The organism is Paenibacillus sp. 79R4, from assembly GCF_013393165.1.
Classification (GTDB): domain Bacteria; phylum Bacillota; class Bacilli; order Paenibacillales; family Paenibacillaceae; genus Fontibacillus.
Window position 1 is genome coordinate 324050 of the sequence record NZ_QJOT01000001.1, and the last position, 15129, is coordinate 339178.

Here is a 15129-nt window from a genome sequence, read left to right on the forward strand (position 1 = left end):
TCATCATGAGATACGCCATCGGAGTCGATGTCGGGGGAACCAACATCGTCTGTGGATTAGTTGCTGGGGACGGGAGCATCGTCGCCCAGCGGAAATACCCCACCGCCGTGCATGAGGGTCCTCAGGCCATCCTGGTGAAAATCGGCAAGTCGATTGAACAATTAATAGAAGAGGCCGGCATACCCGGAGAGCAATGTATCGCGGTGGGAATGGGAATTCCCGGACTGGTAGACCCGGTACAGGGCGTCAGTATGAGAGCGGTCAATCTGAATTGGCGCGACATTCCTGTCGCTGCCAGGTTAAGCGAGCTTATCGGCAAGCCGGTCTATATCGATAATGATGTGCGCATGTATGTCTACGGGGAAGCGGTAGCTGGAGCAGGCAGAGGTTATGACTATGTATACGGGGTTACGATCGGTACAGGATTGGCTTCGGCTTTTGTGCAGAACGGTAGCTTGTATTATGGACATCGTTATATCTCCGGGGAGATCGGGCATGTGCCTGTAGAGCATGTGGATTTCCCGTGCAACTGCGGCCGGATAGGCTGCCTGGAGACGATTGTGTCGGCGACTGGCATCGCCAGACAGGCGCGGGACCGGATTGCCAAGGGAGAGGCGAGCCTGCTTCAGGAATGGTTCCCCGATCCGAAGGACATATCGGCGAGCGCTGTATCCCAAGCCAGCAATGCCGGCGATGCCCTGGCTCAGGATGTTCTGGCCCAGACGGGCAGGACATTTGCCAAGGCATTGGCCTGGGCTGTGCCGTTGCTCTCGCCGGATGCCATCGTGATTGGCGGAGGCGGAGCACTGGCTGGTGAAGCGTTATTTGCCCCGATAAGACAGGAGCTCGATCGTCTGCTGCTTCAGGATTATATCGGTCAGTTTGTCATTAAGCCGGCTGAGCTGAATGACCATGCCGGCATTATCGGAAGTGCTCTATGGGCGCTTAACCGCAATAACGTCTAGGCCTAATCACATCAATACAAACCAATTCAATCATATATTTAGGAGGACTTATTATGTCACTTATTTCATCTACTTCCATGCTTCAGCAAGCGAGAGAGAACGGTTATGCGATTACCGCTTTTAATGTTCATACTTTGGAAATGCTGCAGGCTGTTGTCGAGGCTGCCAACGAGACCAATTCTCCCTTGATTATTCAATCAACGGTAGGGACGGTTAAGCATTTAGGACCTGAATATATTGCAGCTGCAGCTAAGGTTGCAGCGGATCAGACCGGCTTGCCTATCGCTCTGCACCTCGATCACTGCACGGATTTCGCCACCATTATTCAATGTATTCGGGCGGGTTATACCTCGGTAATGATCGATGCTTCGATGCTTCCTTTTGAAGAAAATATACAGCGTACGCTTAGTGTCATGGAGGTTGCTGCCGCAGCAGGTGTGAATGTGGAAGCTGAGCTTGGCAAGGTTGGCGGTGTAGAAGATGATATTGTTGTCGATGAGCGCGATGCAATGCTGGCTGATCCGGATGATTGCCAGCTGTTCATTGAACGGACGAAGGTGCTGACATTGGCGCCGGCAATCGGTACAGCGCATGGGATTTACAAAGGGGAGCCTAACATCGATTTTGAGAGAATTGCCAAGATTGCTGAGAAGGTAGAGGTACCTCTCGTACTTCATGGCGGATCAGGTATTCCGGCGGAGCAGGTACGCAAGGCAGTCTCACTTGGCATGTCCAAGATGAACGTAGCGACAGAACTGAGAATTGCGTTCTCGGATGCGATCAAGGAAGTTTTCGCTAAGTCCCCTGAAGAGAATGATCCTCGCAAATATATGGTTCCGGCAAAAGAAGCCGTGAAACGTCTGGCGATTGAGAAGATGGAATTATGCGGATGCATCGGCAAGGCGGGAACTTTGAAATGATCACCACGGTCACCTTGAATGCGGCGATTGACAAAACCTATTATGTCCCCTCGTTCATTCCTGGTGAAGTCCACCGGGTTGCCCGACAGGTTGCTGAACCGGGCGGGAAAGGAAATAATGTAGCCAAGGTGATACGGTTATTGGGCGGAGAGGTGACAGCATCGGGCCTTATCGCTGGCAACAATGGAGCATTTATTGAGACCGGGATGCAAGCTAGAGGAATTGATACAGCATTCATTGCTGCCACTGGGGAATCACGTATATGTCTAAATATTATGGATGAGGCTAATGGGCTCTCCACAGAGCTGCTGGAACAAGGCCCGGCGGTTGGACGGGGGCAAATCGCACAGCTCAAGCAAATTCTGCTTGAGCTGGCGAGAAAGTCAAGTATCGTTGTTCTATCGGGAAGCTTGCCCCCCGGTGCCCCGGCTGAGCTGTATGCGGAATTGATCGGTATTGTGAAGGAAGCCGGAGCGCGTGCATACCTGGATACAAGCGGGATTGCGCTTAGTGCCGGAATCGAGGCGAAGCCGCATTTTGTGAAGCCCAATGAGCATGAACTAGCTGTCTGGCTTGGTAAAGTGAACTTAACCGAAAATGAAACCATCGAAGCGGCTAAGACACTGTTCGATGAAGGGGTATCGCAGGTCTGTGTCACATTGGGGGAGCGAGGAACGATTGCCGTTATCGACGGGCAAGTATTCCGCATTATTTCGCCTTCGATTCAGGCGGTGAATACAGTCGGCTGTGGAGATTCCTTTGTAGCTGGCATGGCATTCTCGGAGGCGCGCGGGGATGCCCCGATGGAGAGGCTGCGCATCGCAACGGCTGCGGCTGCGGCAAACGCAATGTCGGAGAAGGCGGGGCATATTGAGGATGATGTATTTAAGCAGTACCTTCAGCAAGTGAAGGTTAAGCCGTTGTAAGTTGCCGCTTGCATTCTTGTCCTTCATCCTCCAAAATTAGGTTAGAATTGTTGACGGACCATAAGTGTATTAGAGGAGAAGGCTATGGAAATTTCTAAGACCGGACTTCGCAGAGCGAAGATTCTGGAACTGATCAAAGTGAGCGGGAAAATATCGATCCAGGAAATCATCGAAGCCACAGGCTGTTCGGAAGCAACGGCAAGACGTGATCTTGACTCTCTGGAGAAATCGGGAGAGATTATCCGTACGATTGGCGGTGCCATCTATGATGGAGACCGTACGATGGCTTCCGAGGTGTCCTTTGCTGATAAGCGCTTCTCCCATCTTCAGGATAAGGAACGAATTGCCCAAATGGCGGCTTCATTAGTTGAGGAAGGCGATGTAATCGGTCTTACCGGTGGCACGACGACGTTCTTAATCGCCAAGGAGCTGAAGAAGCATCGCAATATTACGATTGTTACCAATGCGGTTAATATCGCTGCCGAACTGGTTGATGCGGAAGAGATTCAAGTGGTCGTGACAGGCGGAGTTATGCGCACGAAGAGCTATGAATTAATCGGGCCGCTGGCTGAGAGTGTAGTTGGCAAAATCAACATTACGAAGATGTTCCTTGGTGTAGATGGGGTATCTCGGGAGCACGGATTTACGATGCATTCCGAGATGGAGTCGCGGATCGCCCAGCAGCTTATTGAACGCTCCAGTCAGGTTTTCGCAGTGTTTGATGACAGCAAGCTTCAGAAATCGGCTTTGTTTACGATTATTCAGCTATGCCAAGTTTCCGGGGTCATTACAAATCGGCTGCCAGAGGGATGGAGCATGCCTGAATGCATGGATCGCCAGATTGAGGTTTATATCGCAGCAAGTGAAACACAGCTTGGCCGAGGCTAACGAAACCATAGATCGTTATTTCCACACTAACTGCCGCATTTCAAATCTAGCGAAACGTTATATCGTTATTTGACAGAAATATAGCCTTTTAACAGCTAATTATCTTCAATAGCGATACCTAGTTTCGTTAAATTTTTTTAGCACCTACTATTGGCTAAATAACGTTACCCAGTTTTGTTAGAGTGTGAAAATAGAAGCAACGGGATTGCCAATAGGCAATCCTGTTTTGCTTGCGGGGATTATCCTGTCTAAATGTATAGAAATAGACGTGATTTTCTAAACTACAGATATAGAAAAATAAGGTTATTTGCGGTATGATCCAGTAGAGTCGATATGCTCTGGAAAATCGGTATTCACTCAGGAGGGGTAATATGAAATATCGTACACTTGGTAAGACAGGATTGGACGTATCCGTCATCGGCATCGGAACCTGGCAGTTCGGTGGAGAATGGGGAATTCAATTTACTCAGGATGAGGTGGATGCGATTCTCGATAAAGGCCAGGAGCTTGGGATTAATCTGATTGATACGGCGGAGTGCTATGGCGACCATTTGTCGGAAACCTTTATTGGCCATTATATCGGCCGACGTAAGCGTGAGGATTGGGTGATTGCTACGAAGTTCGGACATCGCTTCCACGAGCGCTTTACCCGTACAGATGTATTCGATGCCGCCGGTGTTCTCAAGCAGCTCGATGCTTCTCTAAAAGCATTAAATACAGATTATGTAGATTTGTATCAGTTCCATTCGGGTCCGGATCAGGTGTTCGATAATGATGATCTATGGACGATGCTGGACAAGCAAGTACAGGCCGGTAAAGTGCGTCATTTGGGCACCTCGATCGGCAGCAATGACAATCTGCATCAGACTGAACAATCCACCAAAGTAAATTCGCAAGTGATTCAGGTCGTATATAACCGCTTGGATCGGAAACCGGAAGAGCGTGTTTTCCCGTCCTGCGAGAAGCAGAATTTGGGCGTGCTTGCACGTGTACCGTTGGCCAGCGGTTATTTGAGCGGGAAGTACAAACCAGGTGCTGTGTTCGATAATACGGACGTACGTCATCGCCATGATCCGGACAACACTCGCCGTAAGCTGGAAGAGGTAGAAGAAATTCGTCGCAATGAGGTTCCTCAGGGTGTTGATATGGCACAGTGGGCATTGGCCTGGTGTCTTAAGAATCCGGTCGTATCTGCCGTAATTCCGGGCTGCAAAAACCCGGCGCAAGTGGAGTCCAACGCTGCGGCAGCTGAGCTCCTCTAGCGCCGCGTTTGATCCGAACTGAATCAAAATGGGCTCACGCTGGAATGCGGACTCGTTGAACCACGGAGTTTACAAGAATCGGTGTGATCGTTGTAATGACGTGGCATCGGTTCTTTTGTTATTTTAATAGAGAGCAAGCTTTTTTCGACAATAAAAAACAGACAAAAACCTTTAATATTTGGGAAAAATTGACGAAAACGTGATTTTTTTAATTGACCGATGTCAAAATTAGCCTTAATATTAAATTATAGTTTTTTTTCAATATTATGGATTTATGGCTAGGCATTACTTCCATAAGGGGGTGAATCCTTTTTGATTTCCACCGTCACGATTCGCGCAGAATTAGAAAGTTACATCAAGAAGGAGGGGATAACACTTCATCAATTTGCTGAGCTATCCGGAATTAATGTGGGTACCCTAAGCGGAATCATCAACGGGAACAGATCGATATCGATTGGACAATTGGATCTGATTACCGATGTTATGAACCTTCCGGAGGGCAGCTTTTATGAGATGTACGTGGATGAGAGCTTTGCTTCGACCGCTCCTCATTGGCGTAGATTACGTCCCTTTTTGCTTCGTTGCGCGGAGCTTCGGAGACATGATTGTATTCAAAAGGTGCTTGAACTCCTCATTGAAGATATTAAGCAGGTGGCAGGCATTTTTGAAACGGCGGAAATCATGTTTGAACAAGGTCTGAAAGAGGCAGCTATTCTTCTTTATGTTTGTGTGATCGAGAGTGAAAGGTCAAGTCATAGCGAACGTCTAGCTATCAGTTACTTCAGGTTGTTTCAAATCTATCAAAAGGATAACCACAGGAATTTTACTGCTGCTGCCCAATTTATTCCTTACCGCCACAGACTACCGGAGGCGCTGGTTCTTGATGGATTAGTCATGCTGGTAGAATTGTACTATGTGAATAAAGATTGGGAGGAAGTCGAGAAGTATACGGATGAATTATGTAACCTGACGGAGATTTTTTATACCAAGCGTCGTTGGGAGAAGCCGGATTTCAAGCCTTCCCGATCATTGGTTTATTATTATGGTATAGGCTATCTCTATAAGGGTGCCTGTTATGAGTTTCGAAGAATGTTTACTGAATCCAGAAAGTGGATTGCTAAATACGCTGATCTTAGTTGGTTCGAAAGCTCGGATCAGAATATGGCGGTAGATGTAGAAAGATACAAAATGTTCGCACGTGCTAATTTGCTCTCTATAGATGTAAAGGAAGGGAAGGTATCGAGAATCCCTGAATACATTCAATTCTTGAAGGAGAATCCAAGCGAGGTATTGGAAGGATTGATTACCTTGCTGGAATCAGCAAATAGGCATAAGTTTTTCGTGGACGAGCATCTGCAGCAGTTTTCGGATGAGATTAAGTTTTTCCTCCACATTAGTAAACAAAGTCAGGAGGATAGTAACTCCCGAGAGTTTGTTTACAAAGAACAAGTTCATACATTCCGCTGTTCCTTATTTTTTCAGAAATATGCGATTTACTGTTTTCGGAAAAAGATGCTGTCTGAGGGCATCAAGAATACCCTGGATTGCCTGAAGTACTCTATTCAGATTAACAGTAAGAGCATGATGGCGAACAGCATGATATTATATGAATTCTACAGAGACTACACAACTGAGGAGCAACAAAAAGCTTATATTAAACTATGTGAGGAGGCGTGGGACAATGAAGAAGAGTTTAGTATGGATGACTATGCACATTCTCTCCGTTAGCGTTGTTGTTGGAGGGGTTATCACAACGTTCACTCATGGCGCTGGTTACTAGGATTAATGTTGGATTATAAGAAGAATCGGCTCAGCTTGAGCCGATTCTTTATTTTTTTAACCATAAATGGAATTTTTTATTGTATGCACAAACGATCAATATGCATTATTTAGCAACACACCCTAAAATATAACATAGGGTGATTGACAGTGATTAGAAGAGAGACTATAAGTACTATTATTGAGCAGGAACGAGAGGAATTAAACCGGCTGGCAGCGCAATATGGTTTGTTGGACAAGCGTGTGCTTGAACAATCTATAGAACTCGATGAATTGATAAATAAATATAATAAGGTTAGGTATTATGACTCTCAGAAGAAGAAGCCGATTGCTTGAGCGAAATGGCTTCTTTTTTGTTTTGTCAGGAATGCGAACCTGCAGAAGTTTCTATACATTTTGCATTGGGCAGAATATTAAAGTGTATGTTCAGGAACGTTCAACTTGGCTCTAAGGATCTACATTAATATTATCGGCTAATGTTTGCAATTATGGAGGCACGAAATGCAAAAAGTATGGTGGAAAGAGGCTGTGGCCTACCAAATCTATCCTCGCAGCTTTATGGATTCCAATGGAGACGGTATCGGCGATCTGCAAGGGGTTATTTCCAAACTCGATTATTTGGAGGATCTCGGAATTAATGTCATCTGGATTTGCCCTATATATAAATCTCCGAATGATGATAATGGTTATGATATTAGTGATTATTACGATATTTTGGATGAGTTCGGGACGATGGATGATTTCGATGAGCTGCTGGAGGAGTGCCATCGAAGGGGCATCAGGCTTATTATGGATCTGGTCCTGAATCATACATCGGATGAGCATCCCTGGTTCATAGAATCCCGTTCTTCTCGGGATAACCCTAAACGGAATTATTATATTTGGCGCGATGGCAAGGTCGGGGCAGAACCGAATAACTGGGAATCGATGTTTAATGGGTCTGCATGGGAATACGATGGGCTTACGGAGCAATATTACTTGCATCTGTATTCTGTAAAGCAGCCTGATCTTAATATGGAAAATCCGCTGGTGCGCCAGGAATTAATCTCTATGATTCGCTGGTGGCTGGATAAGGGGATCGACGGCTTTCGAGTAGATGCGATCACACATATCAAGAAGCTGCCGGGGCTGCCGGACATGCCGAATCCCAGGCATTTGCGTTATGTTGATGCGATGGTTGGTCATCGTAATGTGGAAGGAATTCATGAATTTCTGCAGCAATTCAAGCGGAAGGCCTTCGCTGATTACGATATTATGACGGTTGGAGAAGCAAGCGGAACGCCAATCTCGGAGGCGGATAAGTGGATTGGCGAGAAGAATGGCGCATTCAATATGATCTTTCAATTCGAGCATGTCAGTCTTGATTTTGGAGCGGAGGGACGCTGGGATTGCGGACCGTGGAGTCTAGCTAAGCTGAAGCAGATCATGCAGAAGTGGCAAATTGGCCTGGATGGGGTCGGCTGGAATGCTCTATATTTGGAGAATCATGATCAACCTCGCAGCGTGTCCCGGTTTGGCGATCCCGTTAAGTACCACAAGGAATCTGCCAAAATGCTGGCCACCTTCTACATGTTGATGCAGGGTACTCCTTTTATTTATCAAGGGCAGGAAATCGGCATGACCAATGTTCATTTTCATAACCTGAACGAGTATAGGGATGTAGAGATATATAACTTCTACCGCGAGCGGCTGATGGATGGTCAGGATATTGAAGAGACCATGCGCAGGATTCGATATCGGGCGCGTGACAATGCGAGAACGCCGATGCAGTGGAGGGATTCCCCGCATGGCGGATTTTCCGGTGTGGTCCCCTGGATTCGCGTCAATCCTGACTACCATTGCATTAATGTGGAGCAGCAGTTGACAGATCCTGATTCTATCCTGAATTACTATAAAAAAATAATCGCTTTGCGTAAATCAAGCGAAACGCTGATATACGGCAAATACGGCAGCTATATGGATAAGCATCCGGAGATATTCGCATACACTCGCTCTCTGGGAGATGAGATATATTTGATCGTCCTTAATTTCTACGGAAACAATCCGGAATTCAATATACCGCAGGAACTGGGCGCATATCAGCGAGATATCGTTCTATCCAATTATGAACAGGACAACAGGCGTCTGAATGATAGCTTTGTGATGAGACCTTACGAGGCACTCGTCTACAAGTTGGACCCGCAGTCATTCCTTAATGACGAGGCCGAATAAATTGGCAAACACATAGGCTTGTTCACGGGTAATGATACAGCCACGCAGATTTTCCACATTAACGCCCAGTCCGTTAAAGGAGCAATCGCTCAGATCGATTCCATTCAAGTCGATGTCGGAGAGTTGAGCTTGATCGATATCCGCTTGGTAAAATTGTATTTTCTGCCATTTGGAATAGCCGAAGTCGGCCTTGCGTAAGAAGCTTTCTTGTATAAGGACTTGCTTCATATTGGAGAATCTGAAATTTGCGTAATCCGCCATACAATGGTCGAATAGGACATTTCTCAATGTTGCATCTGCCAGGTTCATGCCCATCATTTTGCAATCTCTGAATTCGGTCCGATGGATGATGGCGCCGCTAAAGTCTATATTCGACAAATCGCATTTCTCAAAGATGACATCCGTTAGTTCGATACCGGTTAATGAGGTGTTGGAAAATAGTACATTTTTAAATTTCACCTTATCAAAAGTTGCCTTGTTAGCCTCCTGATCCTCTATTACACCATCTTGGACCCGTCCTATTTCATAATTGTCGTTGGAATGGACTCCAGAGAGCTCTAATAGAGCGAGTTCATCCGGAGCTATTCTGGGCGATTCAATCTTTAAAGTTTTACTCTTCTTGTTCACTGGTGCAGTCTCCTAACTATAGTAATCATAAAAGAAAATCAGCGTTCTTCTATATTCGATATAGGCTTGCAGATACCTTTGCCTCTGCCAGTTTTATTATATATCAAACTGCTGATTATAGTTATTTCGTTTGTTTTGTTGTATAAATATAATAACAAATATATAACAAATTGCTTCCGTTAGATAACAAACGAATTAATTACGTTTACTTCATGGAGGGAAATATGAACCAGCAGATTGTCTTGAGCAACTGGAAATTCAAAGCATGCGATGAAGAGGAGTGGCGGCAGGCCAAGGTGCCGGGGACGGTACATACAGATTTGCTGCGGCATGGCATTATTAATGATCCATTCTATGGGGTCAATGAACACGAATTGCAGTGGATCGACAAGAAGGATTGGGAATACGAAGCAACGATAAGGCTGTCCGAGTCATGGGTCGGGATGGGGCAGCTGGAGCTTGTATTTGAAGGGTTGGATACTTACGCCGATGTTTATGTAAACGGGCAGCCTATCCTGTTCGCCGATAATATGTTCCGCGCTTGGCGGGTTGATGTGAAGGATTATGTTCATGCTGGCGATAACCAGGTCAGAGTTGTATTTCATTCTCCGATCACCAGAGATCAGGGTTCATTGCATAAGCTGGGCATGGAGATGCCGGCTCCCAATGATCAATCTCAGCTAGGTGGATTGGAGGATCATAAGCTCAGTGTGTTCGCAAGGAAGGCTCCGTATCATTACGGATGGGATTGGGGGCCTCGCTTCGTAACTTGTGGAATTTGGCGCGAGGTTAGATTAGAAGGCTGGTCGGCGCCGAAGATCACTGAGCTCTATATCTGTCAGAATCAAATAACTGCACAAGTAGCTGATCTAACGGCTGAGATAGAGATTCATAGTCCCGTTGACTGGACAGGGAGGCTGCAAGTCTCCTCTAACGGTACAGTATGGGCCAGAGAAGTGACGCTCATATCCGGTTCGCAGGTCATTAAGCTGGATATGCAGATCAGCAAGCCCGATCTATGGTGGTGCCGAGGTCTTGGCCAACCTTCCATGTATACTTTTAAGGCGGAGCTTCTGGAGCAGGATCGTCTTATGTCTGCGAAGCAGGTTAAGACGGGGCTGCGGACGATTCGCCTTGTGCGCGAACGCGATCAGGCAGGAGCCTCTTTTTATTTCGAACTGAATGGTATTCCCGTGTTTGCGAAGGGGGCCAACCATATTCCCAATGACAGCTTCATTCCGGAAATAACGAATGAACGCTATCGTCATGAGATTGCAACGGCCGCAGCCAGCCATATGAATATGCTGCGTGTCTGGGGCGGCGGATTTTATGAAGAGGATCTATTTTATGAGCTGTGTGATGAATACGGTTTGCTTGTCTGGCAGGATTTCATGTTCGCTTGCAGCATGTATCCGGGGGATGAGTCCTTCCTGCATAACATCTCTATGGAAGCAGAATACAATATCCGGCGCCTGCGCAACCATCCTTGCATTGCTCTATGGTGCGGGAATAATGAGATTGATTCAGCCTGGGCTCAATATATTGAAGAGAGCGGTTGGGGCTGGAAGCAGCATTATGACAGGAACCAGCGTGAGAAGCTATGGACGAGCTATGAAGCCCTATTTCATCGTATACTGCCGGAGACGGTATCCCGTTTGGCCCACAACATCGCCTATTGGCCGTCCTCTCCGCTCCGCAGCTTGAGTCGGGATGAGAATCAGCATGCCAATACATTATCCGGTGAAGGGGATATCCATTACTGGGGAGTATGGCATTCGGTAGAACCGTTTGACAATTACAACCGTTATATAGGCCGATTTATGAGTGAGTATGGGTTTCAATCTTTTCCCGAGCTTAAATCCGTTCTTAGTTACGCTCCGGAGGAGCAGCTTGAACTGGAATCGGACGTTATGCTTGCCCATCAGAAGAACAGCAGCGGCAACCGGCTGATCAAGGAGTATATGGAGCAGTATCTGCCTGATCCGAAGGACTTCAAATCTTTTCTCTACATGAGTCAGATTCTACAGGCTCAAGCGATTAAGACGGCGATTGAAGCTCATCGCAGAAATAAGCCTTACTGCATGGGGACGTTGTATTGGCAGATGAATGATTGCTGGCCTGTCGCCTCCTGGGCGGGAATGGATTATTATGGACGCTGGAAGGCGCTGCAATATGAGGTACAGAGAAGCTATCGCGATATTATACTGTCCGTATTGGAAGCGCCAGAAGGAGAAATTGCGATCTATGCGGTAAATGATCTCAGAGATCAGATATCGGCCAGATTGCGGCTGCAGTTGTTCGATTTTTATGGAAGGGTGTTGTATGAAAATGATGAGGCCGTTGCATTGGAGCCGGATTCCTCCGTACAGATCAAATCCATGGCGAGAGAGTCGCTGCTTCAGTCGAGTGACCCACAGCAGGTTGTTCTGTCGATTCGTCTGGAGAGGGAGCATGAACTGCTGGCGAGCAATCTATTTTATTTTGCCGGATTCAGGGATATTGAACTGTCGCAGCCACTCATTACGATATGTGAAGTTCCGGGGACCAATGGAACCTCCTTCACTCTGGAGAGCGATTCGTTGGCCAGGCAGGTATGGCTATCCGCACAGGAAGAGGGAATCTTCTCAGACAATTTCTTCGACTTGATCCCTGGGGTGCCAATAACCGTACAATTTTATCGACGCAGTAATCAAGAGAGGCCATTTATTGAGGGGGTTCCGGGCCACGTTACAGTGATGTCTATGGCAGACTTTATTTAAGCAGCACCAGCGGAGGTATTCCATCCTTAGCTTCTAAATCACGCAGTGGAATAATGCATAAACTTATGTGAGGGGCTGAATAGTTCAGCCTCTTTTTTTATTCCCGACTTTGGAGGCGGTATTTGCCATTCGGTTCAAGTTAGATAATCTTGCTCATTGCTGTTATAATGTTGACTTGACCAATACTAGAAAGAGATGAAATGAGGATGGAAAATTACCGAATTATGAACCGCTGGAAATTTGCTGCTACGTTCCTGCTCATATTGTTAAAAATCGGCCTGATGCGTTATTTCTTCTATAATGGAGTTCATCTGGGGGGACTGCCTGCCGAGGCGCTGTCTGCATTGGCTCTTCTTTGTCTTGTTGACTTATTGTTCCCTATTAAGAGAAAAGGGATCGTATATACTAGCTTTAATTTCATATTTTCCCTTATGCTGTTCGCAGCTACTTTATATTTCGCCCACTTCGGGACGATTCCTACCTATGCTGTGTTAGGTGAATTGAATCAGGTTCCGCAGATTCGGGGCAGTGTCAACGCGCTGCTGCGGCCGGAGCAGTTTTTGTATTTTGTTGATTTTGCGTTGTTATTGATCGTGTATATCGTTTGCAAGATAGTCTCCAATCGCCGGAGTCGCAGACTCCACTTCTCTATGGAGCGTCGTGATTCAGGCGGCAGAAACCGCGGCTGGATCATTGGGGTAGCTGCCGGATTAGTCCTCTGTGTCGGTACATCGGTGTTATATGTTCGTACCGGCAAAGATATCGATAACGAATTAGTCCGGGGCGAGAAGATCGGATTCTTGAACTATCAGATCGATGCTGCTCTCCGTAATCAGAAAGAGGAGAGAATGATCCAGGAGGGGAATCTGGAGGAGACAACTGGCGAGATTCACGCTTTGCAGAACACGTATCCCTACCGTGATCAGAAGGCATCGGGGACTCCCCAATACTTTGGTGCGGCCAAAGGAAAGAATCTGATTGTCATTCAGATGGAGTCTTTTCAGAATTTCCCGATTCAGCTGAAGGTTGGTGATCAGGAAGTAACACCGGTACTGAATGGACTCGCTAAGGAAGGGATCTATTTCCCTTACGTCTATCAGCAGATCGGACAAGGCAATACATCGGATGCGGAGTTCATGTCGAATACCTCGATTTATCCAACAGCGGCCGTAGCGATGTCTACAGGGTATGGGAACCGCGAATTGCCAAGTCTGCCCCGGTTGCTGCAGAAGCATGGTTATGTGGCAAATACGTTCCATATCAATGACGTAACATTCTGGGACCGGAACAAATTATATCCGGCGCTTCATTTTGATAAGTATTACGACAAGCCTTATTACGAAAATGATCATTTTAACGATTTTGGCGCTTCGGATGAGGAGATGTATCGGGTAGGCGTAGAGAAGCTGAAGGAGATTCATAACGAAGGCAAGCCATTTTATGCTCAATTCGTGACGACATCCAGTCATTCTCCTTTTATTGTCCCTGAAGACAAGAGACGGATTCAGCTTCCGGCAGATATCGAAGGAACGAATCTGGGAAATTATATTACGGCGATGAATTATACGGATTACGCAATAGGACAGTTGATAGACCAGTTAAAAGAGGCTGGCATGTGGGACGACACGATGCTCGTTATCTATGGGGACCACTTCGGAGTGCAGCCGAGTGATACGAGCGCTGGCGAGATTGAGCAGAAGCTGGGCATCGCTTATGATGATCGGGTGAGCCGGTTCAATATTCCGCTCATTATGCATATTCCCGGACAGCAGCCAGGTATCCGTTCAGAACGTGTTGGCGGTCAGGTCGACATTATGCCCACAGCATTGAATTTGCTGGGCATCTCTTTACAGGATGAGGGTTTTACCGCGTTAGGCCAAGATTTGCTTAATATTGACCGCAATGTCATCGGTATGCGATATTATTTGCCGACCGGTTCTTTCTTCAATGACGATATCATGTTCGTTCCGGGTCAAGGCTTTGATGATGGCTCCGCTGTCTCGCTCAAGACGCTTAAACCAGTCGCCGATTTCTCGAAGTATCGCAGTGACTACGAATATATTATGAAGCTGATGGGTTTGTCCGATCAGTATGTGAAGCTGCTGCCCAAGAGGGGATAATTGTACAATCCTCCTCTGACCAGCATACTATTCCACACACAAGCCCCGCAGGCTTCTGCGGGGCTTGTGTAATAGACAAATTCAAATTAGAATATATGGTACTTCTTGGCAACGCTTTCGCTTATAATCGCGACAAGCTCCTGTGACTGCTGTTGATAAGCCTCTATAGAGATATGGCCATCGACCAACCTCTGATCCAGCTGTTCTTGCAGCTGGGATACCTGCAGGCGGATGACCGACTCTATATCCTTCTGATTGGATAGGGCGATGTCGGCAAGAGAGTTGCCTGCTGCCAGTGCTTCGTATAATCCATCTGTATGATCCTCGCTATTAGCTATACCTATTGCATCAATAAGGGGGTCGCTTTTCTTCTGTTTGGAGTTGCTATTATTCTGGTCAGCTTGCTTGGCTGGAATCAGAGCCAGCGCTTTGGCTGCTGCAGCAGTTTGTCCCGATAGGCCTGAACCCAATGTAATAAAGCAAGCCATCGTCCCTACTATAACGATTCGTTTTATAATCATAGAAATGTAATCCTCTCCAATTTCGTTCTACTAGAGGTGTTCTTGTACTAAGAATAATACGTCGGGGAAGAGCGGAAGGTTTCATTTATTATTTTAATTGCAAAAAAGACATAATTAGCGCGCCAAATCAGGCCGAATAGTTTCAAGGTTG

12 protein-coding genes are annotated in these 15129 nt (G+C 46.6%); 10 read left to right on the forward strand and 2 right to left on the reverse strand.

Features of this window, described 5'->3' with window-relative positions:
- The first annotated feature begins 5 nt into the window (after positions 1-5).
- The 8 genes from DMN77_RS01335 to DMN77_RS01370 all read left to right on the forward strand — a co-directional run bounded on the left by DMN77_RS01335 (position 6) and on the right by DMN77_RS01370 (position 8951).
- Positions 6-965: an ROK family protein gene (locus DMN77_RS01335; RefSeq protein ID WP_069188308.1), complete on the forward strand. Its 960-nt coding sequence runs from the start codon at positions 6-8 to the stop codon at positions 963-965.
- A gap of 53 nt (positions 966-1018) precedes the next feature.
- The gene (gene fba / locus DMN77_RS01340) at positions 1019-1885 is read left to right on the forward strand and encodes a class II fructose-1,6-bisphosphate aldolase (protein WP_068779380.1); all 867 of its coding nucleotides are present in this window, start codon (positions 1019-1021) and stop codon (positions 1883-1885) included.
- Positions 1849-2811: a 1-phosphofructokinase family hexose kinase gene (locus DMN77_RS01345; protein WP_082789978.1), complete on the forward strand. Its 963-nt coding sequence runs from the start codon at positions 1849-1851 to the stop codon at positions 2809-2811. Before fba ends, DMN77_RS01345 begins: the two co-directional genes overlap by 37 nt.
- 84 nt (positions 2812-2895) lie before the next feature.
- On the forward strand, positions 2896-3699 hold the full coding sequence (locus DMN77_RS01350) for a DeoR/GlpR family DNA-binding transcription regulator (RefSeq protein WP_068779382.1): 804 nt from the start codon (positions 2896-2898) through the stop codon (positions 3697-3699).
- Positions 3700-4070: 371 nt separating this feature from the next.
- Complete coding sequence (locus tag DMN77_RS01355) at positions 4071-4961, forward strand: aldo/keto reductase (RefSeq protein ID WP_068779383.1); 891 nt, start codon at positions 4071-4073, stop codon at positions 4959-4961.
- Positions 4962-5273: 312 nt separating this feature from the next.
- On the forward strand, positions 5274-6689 hold the full coding sequence (locus DMN77_RS01360; protein WP_179013189.1) for a helix-turn-helix domain-containing protein: 1416 nt from the start codon (positions 5274-5276) through the stop codon (positions 6687-6689).
- Between the two features lie 201 nt (positions 6690-6890).
- On the forward strand, positions 6891-7076 hold the full coding sequence (locus DMN77_RS01365) for an aspartyl-phosphate phosphatase Spo0E family protein (RefSeq protein WP_068779385.1): 186 nt from the start codon (positions 6891-6893) through the stop codon (positions 7074-7076).
- Positions 7077-7241: 165 nt separating this feature from the next.
- A complete protein-coding gene (locus tag DMN77_RS01370) occupies positions 7242-8951 on the forward strand; it encodes a glycoside hydrolase family 13 protein (RefSeq protein WP_179013190.1) in 1710 nt (569 codons plus the stop codon).
- Here DMN77_RS01370 and DMN77_RS01375 read toward each other — a convergent pair.
- Positions 8925-9578 carry a pentapeptide repeat-containing protein gene (locus DMN77_RS01375; RefSeq protein ID WP_179013192.1) on the reverse strand — a complete coding sequence of 218 codons (654 nt, stop codon included), beginning with the start codon at positions 9576-9578 and terminating at the stop codon, positions 8925-8927. The two genes, DMN77_RS01370 and DMN77_RS01375, sit on opposite strands and share 27 nt — an antisense overlap.
- Positions 9579-9802: 224 nt before the next feature.
- Between DMN77_RS01375 and DMN77_RS01380 the strand changes: the two genes are divergently transcribed.
- Together DMN77_RS01380 and DMN77_RS01385 are read left to right on the forward strand one after the other, a co-directional pair.
- On the forward strand, positions 9803-12337 hold the full coding sequence (locus DMN77_RS01380) for a beta-mannosidase (RefSeq protein ID WP_179013193.1): 2535 nt from the start codon (positions 9803-9805) through the stop codon (positions 12335-12337).
- Positions 12338-12543: 206 nt separating this feature from the next.
- Positions 12544-14457 carry an LTA synthase family protein gene (locus DMN77_RS01385; RefSeq protein WP_179013195.1) on the forward strand — a complete coding sequence of 638 codons (1914 nt, stop codon included), beginning with the start codon at positions 12544-12546 and terminating at the stop codon, positions 14455-14457.
- An 86-nt stretch (positions 14458-14543) separates the two neighbouring features.
- Here DMN77_RS01385 and DMN77_RS01390 read toward each other — a convergent pair whose 3' ends face one another.
- Positions 14544-14978 carry a hypothetical protein gene (locus DMN77_RS01390; protein WP_179013196.1) on the reverse strand — a complete coding sequence of 145 codons (435 nt, stop codon included), beginning with the start codon at positions 14976-14978 and terminating at the stop codon, positions 14544-14546.
- Positions 14979-15129 lie beyond the last annotated feature (151 nt).